The organism is Paenibacillus pasadenensis DSM 19293 (genome assembly GCF_000422485.1).
GTDB classification, from domain to species: domain Bacteria; phylum Bacillota; class Bacilli; order Paenibacillales; family Paenibacillaceae; genus Paenibacillus_O; species Paenibacillus_O pasadenensis.
In genome coordinates, this window is record NZ_AULW01000030.1 from 98,096 (window position 1) to 124,555 (window position 26,460).

Annotated in this window: 20 protein-coding genes; 16 read left to right on the forward strand and 4 right to left on the reverse strand. The window is 65.4% G+C overall.

Annotation, left to right across the window (positions count from 1 at the left end):
- Window positions 1-136: 136 nt before the first annotated feature.
- Window positions 137-1,276, reverse strand: a complete 1,140-nt coding sequence (locus H582_RS0105365; protein ID WP_028597709.1) for a metallophosphoesterase — start codon at window positions 1,274-1,276, stop codon at window positions 137-139.
- A gap of 194 nt (window positions 1,277-1,470) precedes the next feature.
- Between H582_RS0105365 and H582_RS0105370 the strand changes: the two genes are divergently transcribed.
- A complete protein-coding gene (locus tag H582_RS0105370) occupies window positions 1,471-1,983 on the forward strand; it encodes a hypothetical protein (protein ID WP_043110953.1) in 513 nt (170 codons plus the stop codon).
- Between the two features lie 107 nt (window positions 1,984-2,090).
- On the opposite strand, the gene H582_RS26110 is transcribed toward H582_RS0105370, so the two are convergent.
- On the reverse strand, window positions 2,091-4,475 hold the full coding sequence (locus tag H582_RS26110; RefSeq protein WP_043110954.1) for a heavy metal translocating P-type ATPase: 2,385 nt from the start codon (window positions 4,473-4,475) through the stop codon (window positions 2,091-2,093).
- A gap of 182 nt (window positions 4,476-4,657) precedes the next feature.
- Between H582_RS26110 and H582_RS0105380 the strand changes: the two genes are divergently transcribed.
- Both H582_RS0105380 and H582_RS0105385 read left to right on the forward strand, forming a co-directional pair.
- Window positions 4,658-5,080 carry an ArsR/SmtB family transcription factor gene (locus H582_RS0105380; RefSeq protein ID WP_084136675.1) on the forward strand — a complete coding sequence of 141 codons (423 nt, stop codon included), beginning with the start codon at window positions 4,658-4,660 and terminating at the stop codon, window positions 5,078-5,080.
- A gap of 112 nt (window positions 5,081-5,192) precedes the next feature.
- Window positions 5,193-6,131: a tyrosine-type recombinase/integrase gene (locus H582_RS0105385; RefSeq protein ID WP_228551860.1), complete on the forward strand. Its 939-nt coding sequence runs from the start codon at window positions 5,193-5,195 to the stop codon at window positions 6,129-6,131.
- Between the two features lie 225 nt (window positions 6,132-6,356).
- Here the strand turns inward: H582_RS0105385 and H582_RS0105390 are convergent, their stop codons facing one another.
- Window positions 6,357-7,424, reverse strand: coding sequence for a Gfo/Idh/MocA family protein (locus H582_RS0105390; protein ID WP_028597713.1), 1,068 nt, complete (start codon window positions 7,422-7,424; stop codon window positions 6,357-6,359).
- A gap of 189 nt (window positions 7,425-7,613) precedes the next feature.
- Between H582_RS0105390 and H582_RS0105395 the strand changes: the two genes are divergently transcribed.
- The 9 genes from H582_RS0105395 (at window position 7,614) to H582_RS0105440 (ending at window position 17,950) form a co-directional block, all read left to right on the forward strand.
- Entirely contained in the window at window positions 7,614-8,495 is an 882-nt protein-coding gene (locus H582_RS0105395) for a helix-turn-helix transcriptional regulator (protein WP_028597714.1), read from the forward strand.
- A gap of 30 nt (window positions 8,496-8,525) precedes the next feature.
- A complete protein-coding gene (locus H582_RS0105400) occupies window positions 8,526-9,854 on the forward strand; it encodes a DRTGG domain-containing protein (RefSeq protein ID WP_028597715.1) in 1,329 nt (442 codons plus the stop codon).
- Between the two features lie 654 nt (window positions 9,855-10,508).
- Window positions 10,509-11,825, forward strand: a complete 1,317-nt coding sequence (gene aceA / locus H582_RS0105410; protein WP_043110955.1) for an isocitrate lyase — start codon at window positions 10,509-10,511, stop codon at window positions 11,823-11,825.
- The gene (gene aceB, locus H582_RS0105415; RefSeq protein WP_028597718.1) at window positions 11,822-13,429 is read left to right on the forward strand and encodes a malate synthase A; all 1,608 of its coding nucleotides are present in this window, start codon (window positions 11,822-11,824) and stop codon (window positions 13,427-13,429) included. The genes aceA and aceB overlap by 4 nt, the downstream gene beginning before the upstream one ends.
- Before the next feature lie 18 nt (window positions 13,430-13,447).
- On the forward strand, window positions 13,448-13,630 hold the full coding sequence (locus H582_RS0105420; RefSeq protein ID WP_028597719.1) for a hypothetical protein: 183 nt from the start codon (window positions 13,448-13,450) through the stop codon (window positions 13,628-13,630).
- 279 nt (window positions 13,631-13,909) lie between these two features.
- Window positions 13,910-14,110 (forward strand): hypothetical protein, encoded by a 201-nt coding sequence (locus tag H582_RS26115; protein WP_043110956.1) that lies wholly within the window; start codon window positions 13,910-13,912, stop codon window positions 14,108-14,110.
- A 231-nt stretch (window positions 14,111-14,341) separates the two neighbouring features.
- Window positions 14,342-15,070, forward strand: coding sequence for a hypothetical protein (locus H582_RS0105430; RefSeq protein WP_028597720.1), 729 nt, complete (start codon window positions 14,342-14,344; stop codon window positions 15,068-15,070).
- 12 nt (window positions 15,071-15,082) lie between these two features.
- Window positions 15,083-16,768 (forward strand): VWA domain-containing protein, encoded by a 1,686-nt coding sequence (locus H582_RS0105435; protein WP_028597721.1) that lies wholly within the window; start codon window positions 15,083-15,085, stop codon window positions 16,766-16,768.
- Between the two features lie 42 nt (window positions 16,769-16,810).
- Window positions 16,811-17,950 carry a toxic anion resistance protein gene (locus H582_RS0105440; protein ID WP_028597722.1) on the forward strand — a complete coding sequence of 380 codons (1,140 nt, stop codon included), beginning with the start codon at window positions 16,811-16,813 and terminating at the stop codon, window positions 17,948-17,950.
- 107 nt (window positions 17,951-18,057) lie between these two features.
- Here H582_RS0105440 and H582_RS0105445 read toward each other — a convergent pair whose 3' ends face one another.
- Window positions 18,058-18,867 (reverse strand): LysM peptidoglycan-binding domain-containing protein, encoded by an 810-nt coding sequence (locus tag H582_RS0105445; RefSeq protein ID WP_028597723.1) that lies wholly within the window; start codon window positions 18,865-18,867, stop codon window positions 18,058-18,060.
- Window positions 18,868-19,086: 219 nt separating this feature from the next.
- Between H582_RS0105445 and H582_RS0105450 the strand changes: the two genes are divergently transcribed.
- The 4 genes from H582_RS0105450 to H582_RS0105465 all read left to right on the forward strand — a co-directional run bounded on the left by H582_RS0105450 (window position 19,087) and on the right by H582_RS0105465 (window position 26,434).
- Entirely contained in the window at window positions 19,087-19,818 is a 732-nt protein-coding gene (locus H582_RS0105450) for a class I SAM-dependent methyltransferase (protein WP_028597724.1), read from the forward strand.
- A gap of 185 nt (window positions 19,819-20,003) precedes the next feature.
- Window positions 20,004-21,650 carry an AMP-binding protein gene (locus H582_RS26120; protein ID WP_043110957.1) on the forward strand — a complete coding sequence of 549 codons (1,647 nt, stop codon included), beginning with the start codon at window positions 20,004-20,006 and terminating at the stop codon, window positions 21,648-21,650.
- 126 nt (window positions 21,651-21,776) lie between these two features.
- A complete protein-coding gene (locus tag H582_RS0105460; RefSeq protein ID WP_028597725.1) occupies window positions 21,777-25,094 on the forward strand; it encodes a winged helix-turn-helix domain-containing protein in 3,318 nt (1,105 codons plus the stop codon).
- An 89-nt stretch (window positions 25,095-25,183) separates the two neighbouring features.
- Window positions 25,184-26,434 carry a substrate-binding domain-containing protein gene (locus tag H582_RS0105465; RefSeq protein ID WP_028597726.1) on the forward strand — a complete coding sequence of 417 codons (1,251 nt, stop codon included), beginning with the start codon at window positions 25,184-25,186 and terminating at the stop codon, window positions 26,432-26,434.
- Window positions 26,435-26,460 lie beyond the last annotated feature (26 nt).

A 26,460-nucleotide genomic window follows, 5' to 3' on the forward strand; every position in this document is an offset into this window, starting at 1 on the left:
TTGTAGCAACTGCCGTTTCCCCCGACAAGCTTCCGTGCGGCATGCTTACTTTCTAAGGATAGTTATGTAAACCTTTAACGGCATTTAAAAAACCGCTCGGTAAAACCGGGCGGTCAGACCAAACCAAGATGATCGATCAGGATGAACGGAACGTCAACGTAATGAGCAGCGCCTCGCTGCGGCTGAACAGCCGGACCGGCGGTCCCCAGCTGCCGAAGCCGGAGGAGACGAACACATGCGTGAGCGACTTGCGCATGTAGCCCCAATCGAGCTCGAACAGGCGGCGCGTGACGAGATGGTTGGGGGCGAACTGGCCGCGATGCGTATGGCCGCACAGCAGGACGTCCGCGCCGGCCGCGGCCGCTTCGGCGAAGCCGTACGGCTGATGGTCCAGCAGCACGATCGGCGCCGAGGAGTCGATATCGCGCAGCAGCTCGGCTGTCGGCAGCCGGCCTGCGCCGGGCAGCGACTCGGCGGTGCGGTCCTTGCGGCCGGCGATGACGATGCCTCCCGCATCGATCCATTCGTCCTGCAGCACCGGAATGCCCGCCTGCTTCATCGCCCCGACGTAGGCGGGGATGTCTCCGCCATAATATTCGTGGTTGCCGAGCACCGCGTACGTGCCGAGCGGCGCCTTCAGCTGCGAGATGACCTCCGCCATGCGCAGATGGAGGAAAGGCTTGACGCTGTCGTCGAGCACGTCGCCCGGCAGCAGGATCAAGTCCGGCCGCAGCTCCTGGCTGATGCGGACAAGCTTTCTCAGATGGCGCTTGCCGACGATGTCGCCGAGATGGATGTCGGACGCGACGAGCAGCGTCACGCTGTCCCGATCCGCCATCGGCTTGTCCACCTGCACGCTGTGGCGCCGCACGATCGGGCTGAACGCGTTGCGCGTGCCCCAGGCGAGCAGGACGAGCAGGAGCAGCAGCACGGTCCAGCCGGCGGCGCCGGCATAAGCGTCGAACGAGACGCCTGCAGCGCGGGCGGCGAGCCAGCCGAGATCGGCGAGCGGCAGCAGCAGGATGAGGTATTCCAGCGCGGCGATGGAGTAGGAGGCGGCGGCTTTGAACAAGCGCGCCGGCAGCGCTCCCCAGAAGCGGACGAGCGCCATCGCGAGGAAGTACGAGACGGACGCGAGCACGACGGCCGTCCACATGCCGATTCCCGGCGACAAGCCTTGGCTGGCGAGGAATAGCGAGAGATTCCACCCGATATAATAGATCAGGGCGGCGTAGATCACGATGACGGATACGAGGGCAAGCCATCTGCGGCTCATGCGGGCATTCTCCTTTTTGGCTGTCAATCGGGCTTCGTAGACTAGCGTAACTGGTTTTGTAACTTTGTTGCAACTTATCTCGCAGCCGGCCCGTTTATAATGGTACCAACAGCTGATTCACCCCTTGCGAGCAAGGGTAATGAACGTCAAGCTCTTGTCACAAGTCCTAGCTTTGCGAAAGGGAGACGAGCCACATGAAAAAAAGTCTCATCAGCATTCTCGCCACCGCCTCGATCCTGTTCTATTTCATCTCCACGGCCAATGCCGTAGGCGGAGACTATCAGCCGGTGCAAAAGACGGCCGACACCCAAACCGACTATATCGAATCCATCACCCATAAAGAAGGCAAATGGTACATAACGGTCGATCCGATCGAATGGTACGAAGGCAAGGAAGCCGACGAGCAGTTCCTGAAGCATGAGCCGGACAGCGGCCTGGACGGCGCTCCGGACGGCTATTATATCGTCAATGACGATACGACGGCGACTACGTACGAGATCTCGCCGGATGCAGCCGTGCTCATGCAGCTGTATGACCGCACGGGAGACCCGGCCGAGCTGGAGACGCAGTGGAACGAGCCGGTCGCTCTCGACGAGTTCGCCAAGCTGTATGCCAAGAACGACGTGCTCGACCTCGCCGACTTCCCGTATCATCTGACGGTCAAGGACGGCGTCGTGACGAAGATCGTGCAGCAGTTCATTCCTTGATGCACCCCATGGAGCATCGGCTGATGCATCGCTCGACCAGTTTAATCAAAAAATCCTTCGGCCCTCAAGCGGCCGAAGGATTTTTATTTTCTGCGCTCATTCCATCCTCATTCCGCGACGGCTGGTGCAGACGCCGGCTCTTCCGCCGAGCGGCGGGAAGGGACGAGCAGCAGCAGGCTGACGAGCGAGACGAAGATCGTCGCGCCCATATCCGACAGGATGGCGATCCAGAGCGTGAGCCAGCCCGGGATCGTCAGCAGCAGAGCGACGAGCTTGAGGCCGAGCGCGACCGCAAGATTGAAGCGGATGATCCGGTTCGTGCGCTTGGCGGTGCGGATCGCCTCGGGCAGCTTGCCGAGATGATCCTGCATGAGCACGAGATCGGCCGTCTCGATCGCGCTGTCCGTGCCTTTGCCCATGGCGATGCCGAGATCGGAGGCGGCGAGCGCCGGCGCGTCGTTGATGCCGTCGCCGATCATCGCGACCTTGCCTGCGGCTTTGAGCCGGTTGACGCGCTCGACCTTGTCCGCGGGCAGCAGTCCGGCTGCCGTCTCGTCGACGCCGGCTGCCGCGGCCATGCGGCGGGCGGCGGCTTCATGGTCGCCGGTCAGCATGACGGTGCGGGCGATGCCGGCGCGGCGCAGCTCGCGGACGACGCCGGGCGTCTCCGGCCGCAGCTCGTCGGAGATGCCGAACAGGCCGAGCAGCCGGCTCTCGTCCGCCAGCGCGACGAGCGTCAAGCCCTGCTCGCGGTACGCTCGGAGCGCCTCGGCCGCCTCCGCATGCGGGAGGATGCCGAGCTCCTCCAGCGCAGCGGGGCTGCCGAGCGAGTACTTCGTGCCGCCGAGCGCGGCAGCGAGCCCTTTGCCGGGTACGGCCGTCGTTTCCGCCGTCTCGTAGGCGATGCCGCGCTCCTCGATGTAGGCGAGCACCGCCTTGGCGAGCGGATGGGCGGAGCCGCTTTCCATCGCGGCCGCGACCGGGAGGAAGCGGTCGTCCCAGCTCGCCGCCTCGGCCACATGCGGATGCCCCTTCGTCAGCGTGCCGGTCTTGTCAAAGGCGATGATGCGGATGCGGCCGAGCTGCTCGAGATGGGCGCCGCCTTTGACCAGGATGCCTTCCCGCGCGAGGCGCGTAATGCCGGCGAGGATCGCGACCGGCGAGGAGAGGATGAGCGCACACGGGCAGCCGACGATGAGCACGGCGAGTCCTTCGTACAGCCAGTGGCGCCACTCGCCGCCGAGCAGCAGCGGCGGGACGAGCATGACCAGCACGGCGATGATCATGATCGCCGGCGTATAGTAGCGGGAAAAGCGGTTGATGAACAGCTCGGTCGGCGTCTTGGACTCCTGCGCCTCCTGGACGAGCTGGAGAATTTTCGCCAGGGAGGACTCCGAGTACGATTTTTCGATCCGGACCGTCAGGCTGCCCTCCTGGTTGAGGCTGCCGCCGAATACGGCGTCGCCGGGCTTCTTGTCGACCGGGATCGGCTCGCCGGTGATGGCGGCTTCGTTGACGGAGCTGCTGCCGGTGACGATGACGCCGTCGGAAGGGATTTGCGAGCCTGCGGCGACCAGCACCGTCTGGCCGGCGGACAGGCGGGACACGGGAATACGCCGCGTCGCGCCGTCCTCCAGCAGCATCGCTTCCTTCGGCGCCGCTTCGAGCAGGCGGTCCATCGACTCGCGGGCGCGGTTCATGCCGAGCCCTTCGAGCAGCTCGTTGACGCCGAACAGGATCGCGACGAGCGCTGCTTCCTTCCACTCCTCGATGGCGACGGCGCCGATGAGCGCGACGGTCATGAGCGTGTCGATCGTGAAGCGGAGGCTCGCCAGATTGCGCAGCCCTTTCCAGAACGTCCGCCAGCCGCTGAGCGCGATCGCGCCGAGATAGAGCGGGATGGAGACGGCGGACGGCACGCGGTCGCCGAGCAGGACGGCGGCCAGCAGCAGCGCGAGGCTGATGCCGAGCTGCGCGTAGATGCCGCGACCGGAGGCATGGTCGTGATCGTGGTCATGATCATGACCGTGCGCGTGTCCAGGAGCGCTTGCCTGGTCTTGCTCCTGCGCTTGGGCGACATGCTTGCGAAGGTCCGCTTGGCCGTGGCTATGTTCGTGCCTGCTGTCAACATCATGATGGACTCCAGCGTGACCGTGCCCGTGAGCGTGGCCATGTGCATCATTGCTGTCATCATCATGGACCCCATCGTGGGCATCTGCATCGTGGCCATGCTCATGAGAGTGTCCCGCCCCGCAGCAGGAGGCGGGGGCTTCTTCTGGAACGGCCGAAGCCGATCGTTCCGCGAGGATCGAAGCGCCGTCGGTCTTCAGTATTTTGCGCACCTTGTCCATAGGCACGCGTTCATCCATGACGAGGCGCGCGGATGAAAAATGAAGCGCGGCCGTATCGCCATGAGGAAGCTTGCGGATCTGCCGCTCCAGATCGGCGGCGCAGTTGCCGCAGCTGAGTCCTTTTACCCGATATTCCAGCAAGGGGCATCTTCCTTCCTTGACCATACGCATGAATACTTGCTCATATGATATGATTGTTTGCTGGAATGGTCAACCGATTGGGACAATTATCCCTAAAAATTAATGATGTCCGTAAAACTTCCGTTTAATGCCGGCGATTGGTATAATGAAGGTCAATGGATACGGATCGGAGGCAGAGGCGGATGAATACGGATGCGAAAAGCCAGGCAGGGGCCGAGGTGGAGGAGGCCGCTTGGCGCGAGGACGAGCCGTCCGAGCTGGAGGGCGAGCACGCGGCGCCCGAGCAGCCCCGCGATCTAAGCGCGGTCAAGGCGGCGATGCTCGACGACCGCTCCGCGCTGCAGCTGGCCGACTGGCTCAAGGCGCTGAGCGATCCGACAAGGGTCAAGCTCGTCGACGCGCTCATGCACAGCGAGCTGTGCGTGCATGATCTGACCGTGCTGCTCGGAATGAACCAATCCGCCGTCTCCCATCAGCTGCGCTATTTGCGCAACATGCGGATCGTGAAGCGCCGCAAGGAAGGCAAGACGGTGTACTATTCGCTCGACGACGATCACGTCGAACAAGTGTTCCGACAGACGCTCGAGCATGTCCGGCATTCCTGAGCTCAGGAATGCCGTTTTTCCCGGCTCAAAAGTTGCGTGAAATACATATTTTACGCAACTTCGATTTTAAGAGACTTTTAGCAGGAACGAGAAGGAGTGGGGAAGGTTGTCCGTGACGGTGCATGAGCTGCAAGAGGCCTATGGCGAGGAGCTGGAGCTGTTCCGCATCTGGATGAAGAACCAGGGCATGACGCTGTCGACGGAACGGGCGTATGTCGCCGACGTGCGTCTCTATCTCGCGTCCTTGTATCCCGAAGCGCTCGAGCGCAGCGGCAAGCTGGACATCATGCGCTATCTGTCCGCGAGCCGCGAGCGGGGAGCGGGAGACGAGGCGCGCAACCGCAAGCTGAGCTCCCTGCGGGCGTTCTATCGGGCGCTCAACGAGATGGACCGGCTGCAGGCCAATCCGGCCGCGCTCACGCCCAAGTCGCGCCAGCAGAAAAACCGCATGCCGGTCTATTTGGACGAGGAGCAGCTGCAGGAGCTGTTCGGGCATGTCGGAGGCAAGCACCAGGAACGGAATCTGTCGATCCTGCTGCTCATGGCGTACGCCGGACTGCGGGTCGGGGAGATCCATCGGCTCAACTCGTTCGATCTCAAGCCGGACGGGACGCTGTCGGTGCTCGGCAAAGGACGGAAATGGCGCTATCTGCCGCTGCCGGACAGTCTCGCCCGGCTGCTGCGGCGCCTGGAGGACGACAGCCGCGGCCGGATGCGGCAAGGCAAGGAGCAGCCGATGTTCGTCAGCCAGCTCGGACGCCGCCTGTCGGTCCGCATGATCCAGACGATCGCGGACCGCACGCTGGAGCGGCTGCAGGGCGAGCGGCCGGAGCTGGCGATGAAGAAGCTGTCGAGCCACAAGCTGCGCCACAGCTTCGCGACGATGCAGATCCGCAGCGGCACGGACATCCGCACGCTGCAGGAGCTGCTCGGCCATGCGAGCATCGAGACGACGCAGATCTACACGCATATCGACAACGCGCAGATGAAGACGGCGATGGAGCGCATGTCCGCCAAGCTGCCGGAGCTGCGGGAGGGCCGTCCTCGCTGAGCGGGCCAAGGCTTGCCGGATGGACGGGGCATGACAGCGAAAAACCGGAAAGGCGTAATGGGCGTGCCGGGGGGAGACTTCGGTTATAGCGGTTTCCGCTCTGTCGAGGAGGACGTTTTCGTGTTCAAAGGAAGAGTGCGAAGAGACAGGAACGGGAAAGTAGATGAGGCGAATTAAAAAGACAGGTTCGGCTGAGGCCGGACCTGTCTGTCGTTGAAGCGCTTGTCAACCGAGCGATCCGCTCGGCAGCAGCTCGGAGATGGCCACCTTGCGGCCTTCGGCGGAGCTGCGGATCGCGCCGAACACCATCGCCATGCTGAGCAGGTTGTCGCGGCAGTCCGTCTCCGAGGGACGGCCGCCATGCAGCGCGTCGAACATCTCGGCGATGCAGCGGTGATGCCACGGCTCGCCCGCCTCGTCAGGAGACGTGTCGATGCGCTGCGAGCTGCGGATGAACGCCTGCTCCTGGCCGGCGGGATCGACGACTTCCGCGTAAGGCGAGCCTTCGCCGTCCCAGAGCGCCGTTCCGGTCGAGCCGATGACGCGCCACTGGGCTTCCCAGGAGGTCGGAGCTCCTTCCGAGCACCAGGAGCCCCGGTAGCTGAATACGCTGCCGTCCGACATCTCGAAGATGCACAGCGCCGAAGCCGCGCCCTTGTACCAGGAGCCGGGCGGGTTGAACTCCTGGCAGTAGACGGACACGGGATCGGCGCCGAGCAGCAGCCGCGCCTGGTCGAACGTATGGATCGCCATGTCGAGGATGAGCGGGCTGTCCATCAGGTCGCGGAAGCCGCCGAAGTGGGCGCCGATGAAAAAGTCCGCTCCGGCGAAGCCCGGCGTGCCGATCGCGCCGCCGGCGATCAGCTTGCGGAAGGCGCGGATGCGCGGGTCGAAGCGCCGGTTCTGCATGACGGCATGCATGCGGCCCGTCTCGGAGGCGGTCCGGACGACGTCGAGGCAGGCTTCCCAGCTTTCGGCCAGCGGCTTTTCGGTGAAGACGTCGCAGCCGAGCCGCATCGCCGTCTGGCTGATGACATGATGGCTCGCCGGAATGGTCACGTCGAAGACGAGATCGGCGCCGCTTTCCGCAATCGCCTGCTCCAGGTCCGTGTAGACGCCGCAGCTCAGGCCGTGCTTGTCCCGCATGCCCTCTGCCGCCTCGAGGCGGACGTCGACAAGGCCGACGATGTCGGCGTCGTCGCGGGTCAAAGCATACTCGACCCAGGTATGGGCCATGCCGCCGCAGCCGGCGACGACGATCCGGCGGCGCGGGGAAGATAAGGTTCGGTTCATGGGGATGAGAGCCTCCTCTAGGGAATCCGGTTGTCGGCCAGGGCAGCAGCGGACCGAGAACGATCTGCCTTGCTGACCGTGCCGATGTTGGTTTATGATGAACTCAATCAGGCTTAGTATAAGCGCTGTCAATCGGCGCGGCTCTAGCCGATCTTGGGGAATACCACTCTTATCTTGGCGGTGCATCGCATGAAGGATGGAATCCGGCTGCGGGAGCGCAATCCGCTCGATCCGCTGTTTCCGGCCAAGGTCTACGTCAACCGTGCCGAGGATACGGCTCCGGGACAGAATATTTTGTTCCTGCATTGGCATGAGCATTTCGAGCTGATCGCCATGCGGCGGGGCAAGGCGGTCTTCCATCTGAACAGCGAGCCGTTCGAGGCGGAGCCGGGAACCGTGCTGCTCGTGCAGGCGGGCGACCTGCATGCCGGCTACAGCCGCTTCGGCGGAGCGGCCGAATACGTATCGGTCGTGTTCAGCGGCGCGCTGCTGCGCGACTGGAGCGGCGATCCCGGCTATGCGGAGCTGCTCCAGCCTTATCTGGACGGCCAAGGGCGGCTTCACCCGCTCGGCGCGAGCGGGGAGACGGAGCTCGCGGAGCGCGTCATCGCCGACATCGCCGCCGGCACGGCGGGCGGGCGGCTGCTAGCGCGGACCGGCCTGCTGCTGCTGCTGGCGCGCGCGGCGGCCGCGCAGCCCGCTCCCGCGCCGGCGAGGCCGCGAGAGGCGCAGCTGCGGCAGGAGCGCTTCAAGCAGCTGCTCCGCCATGTGGAGGCGAGCTGCGCGGACAAGCATACGATCGAGGACGCGGCGGCGCGCGTGCGGATGGATCCGTTCCATTTTTGCAAAGTGTTCAAGAAGCTGACGGGCAGCACGTACATCGACTATGTGAACCAGGTGCGCATGCAGGAGGCGATGCGGCTGCTTCGCCAGGAGGACTGCAGCGTCGCCGAGGCGGCGGAGCGCGTCGGCTGCGGCAACGCGAACTATTTCACCAAGCTGTTCAAGCGGTACAACGGCATGACGCCGTCGGAAGCGAAAAAGCTCGGACCCGGCGGCGGGCAGCCGTGAGCAGCACCAACGATGCGGAGGGAAGCGGGCATGGCAGAAGCGGATTTTTCCACCAAGCATGAGCAGCTGATCGCCTATATGGAAAAGCTGGAGGTCGGCGCGCGCGTCTCGGTGCGGAAGATCGCCCAGGCGATGGACGTCAGCGAGGGCACCGCCTATCGGGCGATCAAGGACGCCGAGGCGCGCGGCATCGTCAGCACGAAGCTGCGGACCGGCACGGTGCGCGTCGACAGCAGCAAGCGCGAGAAGATCGACCGGCTGACGTTCGGAGAGATCGTCGCGATCGTCGACGGCCAGGTGCTCGGCGGCGAGGCGGGCCTCGGCAAGCCGCTCAGCAAGTTCGTCATCGGCGCGATGCAGCTCGAGGCGATGATGGGCTATATCGAGCCGGACAACCTGCTCATCGTCGGCAATCGCGAAAAGGCGCATTTGAGCGCACTCTCGCTCGGAGCCGGGGTGCTCGTGACGGGCGGCTTCGGCGCGACGCCGGAAGCCGTCGCGCTCGCCGACCGGCTGGAGCTGCCGATCCTGAGCAGCGCGTACGATACGTTCACGGTCGCCGCGCTCATCAACCGCGCGATCTACGACCGGCTGATCAAAAAGCAGATCGTGCTCGTCGCGGACATCATGAATGCGGACGAGCCCGTCGCGTCGCTGCCGGAAGAAGCGACCGTCGCCGACGCGATGGCCGTCATCGAGCAGACGAACCACAACCGCTTCCCGGTCGTCGACCGCGAGCGGCGCCCGGTTGGCATGGTGACGACGAAGGATCTCATCGGCGCTTCGCCCGCCGAGCCGATCGCCGAGCGGATGACGCCTCAGCCGAAGACATGCACGCCGCAGACGTCGGTCGCGACGGCGGGGCACCGCATGGTCGCAGAGTCGATCGAGCTGCTGCCGGTCGTCGATGCGGAAGGGAGGCTGAGCGGCGTCATCAGCCGCAAGGACGTGCTGCAGGCGATGCAGCAGATCCAGCATCAGCCGCAGAACGGCGAGACGCTGGAGGACCAGATCCGCCGCCGCTTCGTCTCCGGGCAGGAAGCGGACGGACGCCTTTATTACGAAGGGCCGGCCGAAGCGCTGTTCAGCAGCCCGATGGGGCACTTGTCGGAAGGCGTGCTCGCCGGGCTCGTCCATCATGCCGCGGCGCGGGCGCTGCGCGATCATCGGCGCGGCAACCTGATCGCCGACAGCCAGTCGGTCTACTACCTCGCGCCGGTGGAGATCGACCAGACGCTCCGCCTGTACCCGGAGCTGATCGAGCTGAGCCGCAAGTTCTGCAAGATCGAGATCCAGGTATATGCCGACGGGCGCAAGGTCGCCCAGTCGATGCTGACGGCGAGGCTGATGGAGCCGTGAGGCGGCTTGACGCGGCAGAGGCATGGCAGCATCCCGTCATGCCGTCAGAGAGCCGCGCCGCTGCGGACCATAGCTTGTACGATTCCAACTTGAATCGCCAATTAAGAGAACGAGACGAAGCTGCGATGCAGCGGCTTCGTCTCGTTTTTTCTTTTTAAACGTCCCTGCGGCAGCTGGCGTCCTCCCCTTCCATGAGCCTCAGACGGCCCTATTCAACGAGCAGGGGCGTTTCGCAGCGACCCTCTCTCGTGCCGCGCAGAGGCTAAGTCTGGGCAGCAAGAACAGTCGCGAAGACGCATTCTCCAAACTGTACTATAACAACATAAAAATAGTCTAAAACAGTATTGAACATTTCTTGATTGCTGTTATATAATAGCCACAAGAACATGAAACAAACTCATACAGATTGGAGATGGCTCGGATGGATTGTCCGCATTGCGAAGGTCATGGAGAGCTGGAATTCCAGCTGCTCGAAGGAGGCTGGGACGCCTCAGGGGCGCGAGGTCCTCGGCTGCGAGGTCCTGAGGCGCAGGAATCTGAGGCGCGAGGATCTGCGTGGCGACGCCCGGAGGAGGCAGCCGAAGGCGCGTACGAGCGCTGCCCGCGCTGCGAGGGCTCCGGCGTGCTGGAGCTGGAGGAAGGAGGCGCGTGGACATGAGCGGACCGAGCCGAACGATCGAGCAGGAGAGGGAGCGGCTGCTGGAGCGCTGGAGCTCGCCCCGCTATCGGGGAGTGCAACGGCCATACGGCCCCGACGACGTGCTGAAGCTGCGCGGCTCCGTGCTCGTCGAGCATACGCTGGCCGCGCGCGGCGCCGCCCGGCTGTGGGAGCTGCTGCAGAGCGAGCCGTATGTGCCGGCGCTCGGCGCCTTGACCGGCAACCAGGCGGTGCAGCAGGCGAAGGCGGGGCTCAAGGCGATCTACCTGAGCGGCTGGCAGGTCGCCGCCGACGCCAATCTGTCCGGACAGATGTACCCCGATCAGAGCCTGTACCCGTCCAACAGCGTGCCGAGCGTCGTGAAGCGGATCAATCAAGCGCTGCAGCGGGCGGATCAGATCCAGCATGCCGAAGGCCGCGACGACATCGACTTCCTGCTGCCGATCGTCGCCGACGCCGAGGCCGGCTTCGGCGGCGCGCTGAACGTGTTCGAGCTGATGAAGGCGATGATCGAGGCCGGCGCGTCGGGCGTGCATCTGGAGGATCAGCTCTCCTCGGAAAAGAAATGCGGCCATCTCGGCGGCAAGGTGCTGCTGCCGACGCAGCAGGCGGTGCGCCATCTCGTCTCCGCCCGGCTGGCGGCCGACGTGCTCGGCGTCGACACGGTGCTGATCGCCCGCACCGACGCCCACGCCGCCCGGCTCTTGACGAGCGACGCGGATCCGGCCGACGATCCGTTCCGCACCGGCGTCCGCACGCCGGAAGGATTCCATGAAGTGCGGCCGGGCATCGAGCAGGCGATCGCGCGCGGCCTCGCCTACGCGCCGTATGCCGACCTCGTCTGGTGCGAGACGTCGGAGCCGGATCTGGAGGAGGCGCGCCGCTTTGCGGAAGCGATCCACGAGATGCATCCCGGCAAGCCGCTCGCCTACAACTGCTCGCCGTCCTTCAACTGGAAGAAGAAGCTGAGCGACGAGGAAATCGCGCGCTTCCAGCAGGAGCTCGGACGGCTCGGCTACAAGTTCCAGTTCGTCACGCTCGCGGGCTTCCATGCGCTCAATTACAGCATGTTCACGCTGGCGAGAGACTACCGGGAGCGCGGCATGGCCGCCTACTCCGAGCTGCAGCAGGCCGAATTCGCCGCCGAGCCGGCGGGCTACGAGGCGACGCGCCATCAGCGGGAGGTCGGCACCGGCTATTTCGACGAGGTGATGGGCGTCGTGAGCGGCGGGACGGCGAGCACCGCCGCCCTCGCCGGATCGACCGAGGCGGCGCAGTTCGCGGCGGCAGCCAGCGAGGAGGCGGGAGCATGAGGGAGATCGACAACCGGCTGCAGCTGGCCGCCCCGCCGCTGAAGCCGGAGCTGCAGGCGATGCTGACGGCCGAAGCGCTTGCTTTTGTCGGCGAGCTGGAGCAGCGGTTCGGAGACCGGCGCCGCGCGCTGCTCGAGGAGCGGGCGCGCAAGCAGGAGGCGTTCGACCGCGGGGCGAAGCCGGATTTTCGCGCCGATACGGCGCCGATCCGCTCCGGCTCGTGGAGGATCTCTCCGCCGCCTCCGGCGCTGCAGGACCGGCGCGTAGAGATCGCCGGCCCGGCGGGCGACCGCAAGATGGTCCTGTATGCGCTCAACTCCGGCGCCAGCGTATTCATGTGCGACCTGGAGGACGCGAACGCCCCGACCTGGCGCAACGTCGTCGGCGGCCAGCGCAACATCCGGGACGCGCTGGCGCGCACGCTGTGCCACGAGACGCCGGACGGCAGGCGGCTGGAGCTGGCGGAGCGTCCGGCCGTGCTGAAAATGCGGCCGCGCGGCTGGCATATGGAGGAGAAGCATGCGCGGCTCGGCAGCCGGCCGATCTCGGCGAGCCTGTTCGACTTCGGCCTGTTCGCCTGGCATAACGCGCCTGCGCTGCGGCAGAGAGGAGAAGGCGCCTACCTGTACCTGCCCAAGCTGGAGAGCATGGAGGAAGCGGCGCTTTGGGCGCATGCCTTCGTCCATGCGGAGGAGCGGCTCGGCCTGCCGCGCGGCTTCTTCCGGGCGACGGTGCTGATCGAGACGCTGCCGGCGGCGTTCGAGATGGAGGAGATCCTGCATGCGCTGAGAGAGCATGTCGACGGCCTCAACTGCGGCCGCTGGGACTATATCTTCTCGTATATCAAAAAGCTGCGCCGCCACCCGGACGCGATCCTGCCGGACCGCAGCCTGGTGACGATGGAGTCGCCGTTCATGGACGCCTACGCGCGGCTGGCGATCCGCACCTGCCATAAGCGCGGCGCGCACTGCATCGGGGGGATGTCGGCGTTCATCCCCGTCAAGCACGACGCAAAGGCCAACGAGCTGGCGCTGGAGCGGGTCCGCCGCGACAAGCAGCGCGAGGCGCGGCTCGGACACGACGGCACCTGGGTGGCGCATCCGGCGCTCGTGACGGTGGCGCGGGACGTATTCGACGCGTTTATGCCGGGGCCGAACCAGCTCGGCGCGATGCCGGGTGGCGGCGACGTGACGGCGGCCGAGCTGCTGCAGGCTCCGGCAGGCCCGATCACGGAGGAGGGCGTGCGCGCCAACCTGTCGGTCGGCGTCCAGTATGTCGCCGCCTGGCTGGACGGGATCGGAGCCGTGCCGATCCGCGGCCTGATGGAGGATGCCGCGACGGCCGAGATTTCCCGCGCTCAGCTGTGGCAATGGCTTCATCTGCCGGAGGCGAAGCTGGCGGACGGCAGGCGGCTCGCCCCGGAGCTGCTGGAGCGGTGGCTGGCCGAGGAGCTGGAGCCGCTCGAGGCCGGGCTTGAGCCGCCGCGACGGCTCGAGTCGCTGCGGCTGGCGGCCGACCTGTTCCGCGAGATGACGCTGGAGCAGACGCTGCCTGAATTTTTGACGACGAGAGCCTACCCGCATCTGCAGGACCAATCCGACTGACAAAGGAGACGATCCACGATGACGACCGACCCGATCCGCCAAGCCGACCCAGGCGCTTCCTCTGCGGAGGCGCCGGAGCTGTGCTTCTCCTGCGAGAGCAACGCTCCCGCCCGCGGCGAGCTCATCTGTCCCGACTGCCGCAAGCAGACGGGGCTGAGCGACTCCCACTATTACATCAAGCAGTATTACTACAGCCGCTGAAGCCGCAGCCGCCCCTAAGGGCGGCTTTTTTTCGGCTTGCGGCCGGGCTGGTCGCTCTGGCCAACCGCAAGCCGGTCTTGGCGGCCGCCCGCGCCGGCCTGAAGAAAACCGGCTTTTGCGGCCGGTCGAGCCGGCCAACCGAAGCCGGTTTTTGCAGCCGGTCGGACCGGCCTGCCGGCAAGCGGCTTTGTTCGCGAAGCCTTCACAGCCAGGGGGTCTTTCCGGCGTCTCGATCTGCTATACTGAGGGCATAGAAACGCTTCCACGAGGGGGAATTCCATGCTGCCTTACATTCTAGTCGCTCTGGTCATCCTGACCGCGATCGGCGCTACGCTTGCCGTCGGCTTCTCCCGCGAGAACCGGCAGGCCGATCCGGACTACGACCGCAAGCACGGCGGCCGCTGGGCGCGGCTCTCCTTGCTTTATATCGTCACTGCCGTCGCCAGCGTGGCCGCCCTGATCATCGTGATCGCCGATTGAGCTCGTCCGCAAGTCCCGTCCGCCCTATGCGGACGGGACTTTTCTGCATCCAGGCAGACGGAGCTATGGTATAATTTTCATGAATTGGCGCCAAGCATCCGTTTTGGGAGACGGAGCTTGTAAAGGAATTCGATTCCTTTGCAACCATTCTGCTGGATGCGCCGTAGGAAAAGAAACCTTATCGCTTAGTAGTAAACGATCCTAATTCCTTGCAGGCAGGAGGTCGAACCATTGGCCGCAACCAAGCTCGCCCGGGCATTCGCCCTCACCCTCGGCGTGGCCGCCGCCAACGTCGCGGTCTTTTCTCCCGGCTTGATGAACGTCCGCTTCGGAGGCTCCGCCTTCTCCTCCGCCCTCGGAGCGGCCGTTCTGGCCGCCAGCGGACTCGCGCTTCTATACGGCGCCTATGCCTTGCTTCAACGTCCGCCTGCGCCTGCCGCTCCCGCCAAGCTCGAGACGGTCGAGCATTACGCCGCCGCGCTTGGCGCGTTCCGCCGCGTCCGCACGGTCGCGGCCGAGCTGGAGCTGGCGCTGGAGCAGCTGGACCGGATGGAGAAGCGCAAGCAGTCGCTCCATCGGCTGCTCGCGCAGCGCTTCGAGCCCGAGGAGCTGAGCTACCGCAAGTTCAGCGGCGTCATCCTGGAAGTGGAGGAGCTGTTCCGCCGCAACCTGCGAGCGGTGCTCAGCCGGCTCGCCCTCTACGAGCAGACGGAGGCGGAGCTGAAGTCCGGCAGCCGCTCGCTCTCCCGCGACCTGCAGCAGCGCCGGCTCGAGCTGATCCGCGAGCAGCATGAGTTTCTGAAAGCGACGCTTGGCCACAACGAAGAAATTCTGCTCAAGCTGAACCAGCTGCTCCTCGAGCTGACCCGCCTCGACCAGCAGCACCCCGGCACGATCGACGAGCTGCCGGGCATGCAGGAGCTGGACGCCTTGATCCGCTCGACCAAATACTACGCATAGGGGGCGTCCGCCATGAGAAAAGGCCGTTTTGCATTCGTATCCATCGTCCTCATCCTCGCCGTCTTCGCGCTTGTCTACTATGGCATCCAGTTCACCTCCAATCTCGGCAAGACCGATCAGCAGGTGAGCGCCGAGGGCGCCGCCTCGAAGCTTGCCAAGCTGTACGGCAAGCTCGGCGTGACGACCGAGCCGCCGGTCAAAGGCCAGATCGATCTCGATCCGGTCGATGTCGCGGCCTCGCTGCCGGACATCTCGAAGTTCCCGATCGCCGTGGAGCCGACGACCGATACGTTCCTGGAGATCTTTTCCTCCACGGAGAAATCGGGCAGCGGCGTCGATGGCTGGCTGACGGAGGTCGGCGAGGCGTTCAACAAGGCCGGCATCCAGGCCGGCGGCAAGCCGGCGTCGGTGCAGATCCGCAACATCGCCTCCGGCACGGCGGCCGACTATATCCGCAGCGGCAAGCATGTGCCGGACGCCTTCACGCCGTCCAACGAGCTGTGGGGCGAGATGGTCAAGGCCAGCGGCGTCAAGACGGAGCTGGTCGCCAAGCGGCTGGCGGGCAACGTGCCCGGCATCGTCATGGCCAAGGCCAAGTACGACGAGATCGTCGGCGACTACGGCGCGGTCAACGTCAAGACCGTCACCGACGCGATCGCCGAGAACAAGCTGTCGATGGGCTATACCGATCCTTTCGCCAGCTCGACGGGCTTGAACTTCCTGCTGACCGCGCTCTATACGTTCGACAGCTCCGACCTGCTCAGCGAGACGGCCGTCCAAGGGTTCCAGAAGTTCCAGGCGAACGTGCCGTTCACTGCCTCGACGACGATCCAGATGCGGGAGGCGGCCAAGTCGGGCCGGCTGGACGCGTTCGTGCTGGAATACCAGACGTTCGTCAATGCGGACGACTTCAAAAGCGGCTACGTGTTCACGCCGTTCGGCGTCCGCCACGACAGCCCGCTCTACGCGCTCGGCGACATCGGCCCGGAGAAGCTGGAGATCGCCCGCAAGTTCGCCGAGTTCGCCCTCGGCGCCCAGCAGCAGAAGGCGGCGTCCGACAAAGGCTTCAACGGGCTGGACAGCTACCAGCCGGAGCTGCCCGCCGTCGACGGTGCGCTGCTGGCCTCCGCGCAGAAGCTGTGGAAGGAGAAGAAGAACGAAGCGAAGCCGATCGCGGCCGTGTTCGTCACCGACGTCTCCGGCAGCATGGCGGGCGAGCCGCTCAACCGGCTGAAGGAGTCGCTTGTCAAAGGCCAGAAGTATCTCGGCAAGGACAACAGCATCGGGCTCGTCTCGTATTCCGACCGCGTCAGCATCCGGCTGCCGATCGCCAAGTACGATACGAACCAGCAGTCGATGTTCGTCGGCGCGGTCGACAGCCTGCAGGCGAGCGGCGGCACGGCGACGTTTGACGGCATCCTGGCGGCGATCAAGCTGCTGGAGGACTACAAGCAGACCGATCCGAACGCGCGGCCGCTCATCTTCGTGCTGAGCGACGGCGAGACGAACAAGGGCAGCTCGCTCAAGGACATCCGCGATCTGATCGAAGCGTATCAGATTCCGATCTATACGATCGGCTACAACGCCAACATCAAGGCGCTCGAGAGCATTTCCGGCATCAACGAGGCGGCGAGCATCAACGCCGATACCGACGATGTCGTGTACAAGATCGGAAACCTGTTCAACGTGCAGATGTAATCGCGGCGCGCGGCGCCGATACCCCTGGAGGAGGATGAACGCATGGCATTTTCCCTGGAAGTCCCGAGTCCCGAAGCGATCAAGACGGCCATCGAGCAGGAAGTGAAGCCGGTGCCGGAGGAAGTGAAGCAGCTGCAGGCGCAGGCCGAGTCGAACGTCTCGGCGATCATGGAGCTGGATCTGGACTCGTTCGAGAAGCGCAAGGAGATCCTGCAGACGATCGAGCAGTTCGGCATGGCGACGATGAAGACGTCGTCGGGCAAAAACGCTCTGCTGCAGGTGACGGTCGGCAGCCTCTCCAAAGCCGGCGACGAGGGCGGGCCGGTGGCGAAAGGGCTGGCGGAGCTGCATACGCAGCTCAAGGATCTCGATCCGAGCGCGGTCGACTTCGCCAAGACCGGCCTGCTCGGCAAGCTGTTCAATCCGCTGCGCGCGTACTTCCTCCGCTTCGAGAAAGCCGATGCGGTCATCGCCGATATCGTGGAGTCGCTGAGCAAGGGCAAAACGACGCTCAAGAACGACAATACGACGCTCGAGATCGAGCAGGCGGCGCTGCGCGACCTGACGAAGCGGCTGCAGAAGGAGATTCAGCTCGGCCTGCTCATGGACGAATCGATCGAGAAGCAGATCGAGGCGGCGAAAGCCCGCAACGAGGACCCGGACAAAATCCGCTTCATCTCGGAGGAGGTGCTCTTCCCGATGCGGCAGCGGGTGATGGACCTGCAGCAGATGCTCGTCGTCAACCAGCAGGGCATCATGGCGATCGAGGTCGTCCGGCGCAACAACAAGGAGCTGATGCGCGGCGTCGATCGGGCGCAGAACGTCACCGTCTCCGCGCTGAAGATCGCGGTCATGGTCGCCGGCGCGCTGTACCATCAGAAGATCGTGCTCAAAAAGATCGAGGTGCTCAACCAGACGACGAACAATCTGATCGCCGGCACGTCGCGCCTGCTGAACACGCAGGGAGCGGAGATCCATAAGCAGGCGCTGGAATCGAGCGTCTCGGTGGAGACGCTCAAGCAGGCGTTCGCGGACGTGCTGTCGGCGCTCGACTCCATCAGCGCCTACAAGCAGGACGCGCTGCCGAAGCTGCGCGGCACGATCGAGGAGTTCCGCGAGCTGGCCGATACGGGCGAGCAGCAGATCAGCCGCCTCGAGCGCGGCCATCAGCTGGGATTATAGAATCGCCTTAGGCTTGAATCGGCTTAAACGACAAAAAGGAACCATGCCGCTGGCGGCGTGGTTCCTTTTTGGGCTGCGGATGAGACGAGACGCTTCGTCAGGAGCGCCTAGTCGGCAGGCTTGGCCGGGACGACGATCGAGTCTCCCGCCTTCAGGCCGGCTTCGGCTTCCAGGCCATTTTTCTTGGCGATGAGCTCGGCATGCTTGCCGGTGCCGTAGAAGCGGACCGAGATGCGGTAGAACGTATCGCCGGGAAGGACGAGGTACGTCGCAGGGAGCTTGACCTTGGAGTAGTCGATCTCCTTCGTTCCGCTCGGCGCGGAGCCTTTCTTGCCGCCGGCAGCAGGCTTGGACGACGCCGGAGGCAGCGTCAGCTTGTCCCCCGGCTTCATGTCGTTGACGAAGACGATCCCGTTCTTCTCCGCGATCAGCGAGACGTAGTCCTTGGAGCCGTAATGCGCGACCGAGATCGACGTCAGCGTATCGCCTTCCTTGACGGTGTAGGTGCCGGAGGAGGAAGGCTTCGGCTTCGGCGACGGCTTCGCCGGAGCGGCAGACGCCTCGGGCTTGTCCGTCGGCTCCGCATCCGGCGCCGTGGAAGGAGACGGCTCGGACGGCCCGGCTGAAGCGCTGGGCTCCTCGCTTGGAGCAGGAGACGGCAGCGGCGAAGCCGATGCTTCCGGCGAAGGCGAGGCCGGCTCTGCCGAGCTGGCCGGCGACGGCGACGGGGAGGCGGAGGGAACGCCCGAGGCGAGCTCCTTGTTGTCTTTGTCGAACGGATACATGACGAAAAAGAGGGCGGTCAGCACGATGGCTAGCCCGGCGGCCGCCAGCACGCCGTTGATGACGGTCGTGTTTTTCTTTTTTTTGCGCTCCGAGCGGGAGCGGAAGCCGGTTTCAGGCATGTCGGATGGCATAGGGACCTCCTTGCAGGCGATTGCGATCAGATAGAACCAGTTTACCCCAGATTGGAAGCTTCGTAGAGAAGATTGGCGAAAATCAGGTCCTTCGGACTAGATCCGACAGATCGGCTGGAAGACGAAATCGGTCGATTGGCGGAGCTTCAAAGGCGGGTATGAAGAGATAGAGTTAGATCGAGGAAGAGAGGCGGCAAGACCGCGAAGGAGGAGCTGTTCATGGGAGCATCGGAATTCGAGCAGGCGAGAGAGGCGGAGAAGGACTATCACGCGAAGCTCTATGAAGAGCAGGACATTTTGAAGCCGGGCAGCTGGATGGCCGAGCCGCTTCCGTTTGCGATGGAGCTGCTCGAGGAGCTGCTGGCCGACAATCCGAGCCCGGTCGTGCTCGATCTCGGCAGCGGGCCGGGCCGCAACGCCATCCCGATCGCCCGCAGGCTGCAGGAAGCGGGAGACGGCCGCATCGTCGGCACCGATCTGCTGGAGGCAGCCGTCGACAAGCTGCAGGAAAACGCCGCCAAGTTCGGCGTAGCGGATCAGGTGCGGGCGATCCGGGCCGATGTCGAGCAGGAGGCCTTCGAGGCAGAGGCGTATGACTATGTTCTCGCCTGCGGCTGCCTCGAGCATGTATCGTCCGAGGAGGCGCTGCTGCGCGTCATCCGCAAGCTTCAGGACGCGACCCGGCCGGGCGGCATCCACGGGCTGTCGATGAATACGAATCTGCGCGAGACGGCGCTGGAGACGGGAGAGGAGCTGCCGCCGCAGATCGAGCTCAGGCTGTCGGAGAACCGTGCCCGCTCCTTGCTGGAGCAAGCCTACGAGGGCTGGGACGTGCTGCTGCGCTCCGGGCATGACGTCAAGATCGAGGAGGACAAGTACGACGAGCCGACGGAGTTCAAGGCCCGCAATGTCGTTTTTGCCGCGCGGAAACGGGGAATGCCGAGGCCGTGACGAAGGAGGGCCGTCCATCCCTATCGCCTTGAAACTCCTGGCCCTGACACTCCTAGCCTTGAAACTCCTGAGCCGGTTCCAGCGAACCGGCTTTTTCCCATGCCGCCCGCAGCCTGCAACCCCTCTGCAACCTCGCTCAGGTTAACTGAAAGGAGCGGTTCATCGAGATTGAGGGGGAGAGAACGATGATTTCAGAGGGATGGTTCGAGCGCAGATGCCGAATCTCGGCGGGAAGGATCGCCGTCATGGATGAAAGCGGAGGCTGCCGGTTGACGTACCGCGAGCTGGAAGCGAGGTCGAAGGCTGCGGCCGCGCTGCTCGTCCGGCTCGGCATCGCCAGCGGCGACCGGATCGCCGTCCTGTGCCCGAACGACGTCCGGATGCTGATCCTGCTGTTCGCTTGCCGGCTGACGGGAGCGGTGCTCGTGCCGCTCAATCGGCGGCTGCATGAGCGGGAGCTGAGGCAGATCGTCGGCGACTGCGCGCCAAAGCTGATCTGGCATCAGGAGGGAGGAAGCGGCCCGTGGAGCGGCAGCGCTGGAAACGTCGGAAGCATCGGCAGCGCCGCAAGGGCCGACGGCTGCGACGGCGCCGGTCCTTGCTGGCTGCCGCTGTCGAGGCTCGACGAGGCGGAGGAGGAGGCTGCAGCGGAGACATCGCCGCAATCATTCGGCTCGCCAGCCCCCTCTCCGGCGGCCGCTTCTCCTGCCGGCAGCGGCGACGATGCCGCCGAGGCGGCCGCCGCCGCGAGCCGGGGAGAGCGCCAGGACGACAGCGACCGTCCGTGGCTGATCATCTACACCGGAGGCACGACCGGCCAGCCGAAGGGCGTCGTGCTCACCGCCCGCTCCCTTTACTGGAACGCGCTCAATACGGTCGCCAGCTGGCAGCTGACCGAACGCGACATTACGCCGACGGTGCTGCCGATGTTCCATACGGGCGGCCTCAATGCGCTGACGCTGCCGGTGCTGATGGCCGGCGGCAAGGTCATCTGCGTCGAGGCGTTTCACCCGGAGCGCATGATCGACCTGCTGGAGCGGGAAGGCTGCACGATCGTGCTCATGGTGCCGACGATGTACCATCTGCTCGTCGAGTGTCCGCGATTCGCTTCGGCGGACTTCAGCCGCATGAGCGCCTTCCTGTCCGGCGGAGCGCCATGCCCGCTCCGCATCTACGAGGCGTTCGCCTCCAGAGGCTTGCCGTTCAAGGAGGGCTACGGCGCGACGGAGTCCGGACCCAACAATTTCTTCATCTCGGCAGCCGAAGCGAGGCGCAAGCCGGGCTCGGTCGGGCTGCCGATGCTGTTCACCGACATGCGCCTCGCCGCTGCGGACGGCCGTGACGCGGCTGCCGGCGAGGTCGGAGAGCTGCTGCTGCGGGGCCGGCATCTTTTCCACTCCTATTGGGGCAACGAGAGCGCGACGGCGGAGGCGCTGCAGGACGGCTGGTTCCATACCGGCGATCTGGCAAGGGCCGACCGCGACGGCTATTGTTACATCGTCGGACGCAAAAGGGACATGATCATCACCGGCGGCGAGAACGTCTACCCGCTGGAGGTGGAGCAGCTGCTGGAGCGCCACCCCGAGGTCGGCTCCGCGGCCGTGGTCGGCATTCCCCATCCGAAATGGGGCGAGGCCGTGGCGGCGGCGGTCGTGCCGAAGCCGGGCTGCCGCCCGAGCGAGCGGAGCCTGCAGCTGTTCTGCGCCGATTCCATCGCCGGCTACAAGGTCCCGAAGCGGATCGTGCTGCTGGAGGAGCTGCCGAAGACGGCGGTCGGCAAGCTGGACAAAAAGACGCTCGTCCCTCTGTTCGGGCCGCCTGAGGCGGGCTGACCGGCTCACGAGGGGCGACGTCGGAGCTGCCGTGGGGTGGCGGAGGCGCCGCTTTATGTAAACGCTGTCAGGCGGTCGGGCGCTATGATACAATGAGCTGGAAATCAAGGAAAAGAGAGGTTGCGCATGAAAACGTTCCGCATCCTGAAAATGAAGCTCATGGCGCCTCCTGCCAAAAGCCACTGGCTGCAGCGCCCGAAGCTGATGAAGCGGCTCCGCTCCATTCCCCGCACTCCGCTCACGCTCCTCGCCTCCGGCCCCGGCTTCGGCAAGACGACCGCCCTCGCCGCCTATGTCCGGCAATGCGGCTGCCGCTATGCCTGGTACGGCATTTCCGCGCAGGATCATGACCTTCTTCCTTTTCTGCATCATATCATCGCCTCGATCCGCATGGCCGCGCCCGGCTTCGGCGAATCGCTGCTGGCGGAGCTGGAGCGGCTGCAGCCGGCTTCGCCGGACGACGTGCAGCTGCTGGCCGACCTTTTCCTGAACGAATGCCTGCTGCTGTCCGAGCCGCTGCTCCTCTGCCTGGACGACTACCAGTCCGTCGGGCAGAACGAGTGGATCGACGCATGGATGCAATATGTCGTCTCGTACCTGCCCGATTGTCCGAGCCTGCGCCTCGTCGTCTCTTCCCGCGTCAAGCCCGAGTGGGAAGGGCTCACGTCCATGAGGGTGCGCGGCGAAGTGCTCGAGCTGTCTCGGGACGACCTGGCCTTTTCGGCGGAGGACATCGAGGTGCTGTTCTCGGATTATTACCGGCAGCCGCTTGGTCGCGAGCAGGCCGAGCGGCTGCTCGCCTTCACGGAGGGCTGGATCATCGCGATCCAGCTCGTCTGGCAGCGGCTTGCCGCTACCGGCGAGTCGATGGAGAGCCTGCTGCTGCAGCCGCGCCAGTCGCTGGAGGAGCTTTTCGCCTTCCTGGCGGCGGAGCTGTTCGAGAAGCAGCCGCCGGCGATGCAGGCGTTCATGCTCGAGACGAGCCTGTTCGACGAGCTGACCGGCGAGTGGTGCGACGCCGTTTGCGGACGCGAGGGCTCGCGCGCGCAGCTCGCGGCGTTGTCGCAAAGCGGCTTCCTCACGCCGATCGACGAGCATCAGTTCCGCTATCATGCGCTGTTCCGCCAGTTCCTGCAGGAGCGGCTGCGGCTCCAGGGCGGACGCAGGGAGCTGCTGCTGCGACGGGCCGTGCAGGAGACGGCGGCCAAGGGGCGGATGGAGCTGGCGCTGCAGCATGCGTCGGAGCTGGACGATCCCGAGACGATGGCCGCGCTGCTCGCAGCAGGCGGAGCGCAGCTCGTCGCCGGCGGGCATCTGGAGGCCGTGCTGAGCTGCCTGCAGCCGCTGCCGGAGCTATGGAAAGCTTCAACGCCTCATCTCTATGTGCTGCAGGGCGACGTCCTCCGCTACCGCTGCGCCTATGAGGAGGCGATGGCCAGCTACAGCCTGGCGGAGCGGCATGCGCGGGAGCGGGGCGATGCGCTCGTCCATAGCCTTGCGCTCGAAGGGCAGGCGATGTTCTATCTGGATACGATCCAGCCGGGACTCGCCGAGCCGCCGCTGCTGCGGGCGATCGCGCTTGCCGAGGCGGGATCGGCGTCCGCGGAGCCGGCCGCCTCAGCCGGCGAGGAGCCGGCAGGCGCCCGCGAGCCGGGCTTCGGCCGCAAGCATCTGGCCCGGCTGTACGGGCTCATGGCGGAGAACAAGCTCAACCGCGGCCACGGCAAGGAGGCGCGCGATTGGGCCGCGCGCTCGCTGCAGCTCGATCCCGAGCGGCGCGACCTGCTGCTGGAGGCGAGGCTGGCGCTGCGCACGGGCAGGCTCAAGGAGGCGGCGCTGCTGCTGGAAAGCGCGCAGCTCCAAGAATCCCAGACGGGCGCGCCGTACCGCGGCATGCGGCAGGTCGGCCGCACGCTGTCCCGCTCGCATCGGGAGATCGAGCTGCTCCAGTCGCTGATCCACAGCCTCTGCGGCGAAGCGGCGGCGGCCAAGTCGGCGGCGGAGTCCGGCATGATGCGCGGCATCCGGCTGAAGGCGCCTTTTGTCGAGGCATGCGGATGGATCCGCATGGGGCATGCGGCGCAGCTCTCCGGCGCATACGAGGCCAAGGTGCCGGCGGAATGCTACCATGCGGCGCTCGACATCATGACCCGCCTCGACATGCCGCGCGGGACGGCGGAGCCGAACATGGGCCTATGCCTGCTGCACGGCCGCGGCCGCGCCGTCGGCGCCGCCATGCGCTACGGAGAAGCCGCGCTGCAGGATACGGAGCGGGCCGACGACGGCTGGCTGGCCTCGCTCATCCGGCTCAGCATGGCGATCGTGCTCTATGAAAACGGCAGCTGGCCGGAAGCGGAGGAGCGGTTCGAGGAGGCGAAGGCTCGCTTCGAAGCCTGCGGGGACGAGTTCGGCCTCGCTCTCGGCGAGATGTGGCTCGCCTTTGCCGCCTATCGGCAGCAGCAGGACGGCCGCTTCGCCGCCGCGATGGAGCGCTTCCTGCACCGCGTCGCGCAAGGCGGCTACAGCTTCCTGTTCACCGCGCGCACGCTGCTCGGGCCGGCCGATCCGCAGCAGCTCGTGCCGCTGCTGCTTGAGGCGGAGCGGCTGGGCATCGGCGGCGCCCATGCGGCGGCGCTGCTGGCGGAGCTCGGCATGGACAAGCTGACCTATCACCCCGGCTACACGCTGCATATCGAGACGCTCGGCACGTTCAGGCTGCGGCTGGGCAGCACGTACTTGCAGGACAAGGACTGGCAGCGCGGCAAGGCCAAGGAGCTGTTCCAGCTGCTCGTGACGAAGCGCCGCTCGGCGACGAGCAAGGAGGAACTGCTGCTGCAGCTTTTTCCCCATGCGGACGAAAAAGCGGCCAACCGCGACTTCAAGGTCGCGCTGAACGCCTTGCATGCGGCGCTGGAGCCGCAGCGCCGGCTGCGGGGCGAGCCGTATTTCGTCATTCGCGAAGGTCCGCTGTACCGGCTTCATCCCCAAGCGAGCTGGACGCTCGACGCGGCTCAATTCGAGGAGGGCGTGCGCAAAGGGCTCGAGGCGGAGCGCAGGGACGAGGCGGAGCGATGGCTGGAGCAGGCGCTTCAGCTGTACCAAGGCGATTATCTTCCCGAGCGGCGCTATGACGACTGGTGCATCGAGGAGCGCGAGCGGCTGCAGGTGCTCTTCCTGCGCGGCGCTCAGCGGCTCAGCCGAATCTGCGCGGCGCGCGGAGCCTACGACAAGTCGATCGGGTGGGCGGAGGCGATGCTGGCCAAGGACCGCTGCTGGGAAGAGGCCTATCGGATGCTGATGGAATGCCATCTGCTGCTCGGCAGCCGCCAGCAGGCGGCCAAATGGTACCGCCGCGCCGAGGAGGCGCTGGAGGAGGAGCTCGGCGTCGCGCCTACGGCCGCCCTGCGCGAGCTGATGGAGCGCTGCAGCGAAGAGAGCGCGTGAGAGCGGCTCCAGCGCTGCAACCGGATTGCAACCCGTCGCCCGTATGCTGAACGGGAAGGAAGCCGTTCAAGGGGGAATTCACGATGACGATGAGGAAGAAGAAAGGCTCGCGATTGGCCAGAATCAGCGGCGCGGCCGTCATGGCGGCCGTGCTGCTGCTGTCGGCGGCCTGCTCCGACGGCGGCTCGCAGGCCGAAGGAAAAGATGGAGCGGAAGGCGCTGCGGGCGGCGTCATCAAGATCGGCGTGCTGGCGTCGCTGACCGGCGCGCTGGAAAGCTACGGCAAGCAGACGACCCGTGGCTTCGAGCTCGGCATCGACTACGCGACGGACGGTACGAGGGAAGCGGGCGGCCGCAAGATCGAGTTCATTTTCGAGGATACGGAGACGAAGCCCGACGTGGCCGTAAAGAAGGCGACCAAGCTGCTGGAAACCGACAAGGTCGATTTCCTGGTCGGCTCCTCGAGCTCCGGCGACACGCTCGCCGTGCTGCCGCTCGTCGAGGAGGCCAAGAAGGTGATGGTCGTGGAACCGGCCGTCGCGGACAGCATCACCGGCGATCAGTGGAACAAATACGTGTTCCGCACGGCGCGCAGCTCCTCGCAGGACGCGATCGCCGGGGCCGCCGCGATCGCGGGCAAGGGCGTCAAGATCGCTACGTTCGCTCCGGACAGCGCATTCGGCAGGGACGGCATCGCCGCGTTCAAGGAAGCGGCCGTGAAGCTGGGGTCCGAGATCGTCGAGGAGCAGTACGCGGATGCCGCGGCGACCGATTTTACCGCGAGCATCCAGAAGATCGTGCAGGCGAAGCCCGACTATCTGTTCATCGTCTGGGCCGGCGCCAACTCGCCGTGGAAGCAGCTGCAGGACATGAAGGTGCAGGACCAGGGCATCAAGATCTCGACCGGAGCGCCCGACATCGCCGCGCTCAAGACGATGAACGATCTCGTCGGCATGGAAGGCTTCTCGGTGTACTACCACACGCTGCCGGACAACGACGTCAACAAGTGGCTGGTCGACGAGCATAAGAAGCGGTTCGGCGGCGAGGTGCCGGATCTGTTCACGCCGGGCGGCATGTCGGCGGCCATCTCGATCGTCGAGGCGATCAAGAAGCTCGGCGGCGACGTCGGCGACGGCGACCAGGTGTCGGCCGCGATGGAGGGCATGTCCTTCGAGACGCCGAAGGGCAAGATGACGTTCCGCAAGGAAGACCATCAGGCGCTTCAGACGCTCTACGCGATCAAGCTGGAGAAGCAGGACGGCGTCGATTATCCCGTGCCGGTCCTCATGCGCGAGCTGGCTCCGGACGAGACGGCGCCGGCGATCCGCAACCAGCGGTAATGCTGCCATCGGCAGGGCGCCCCGGT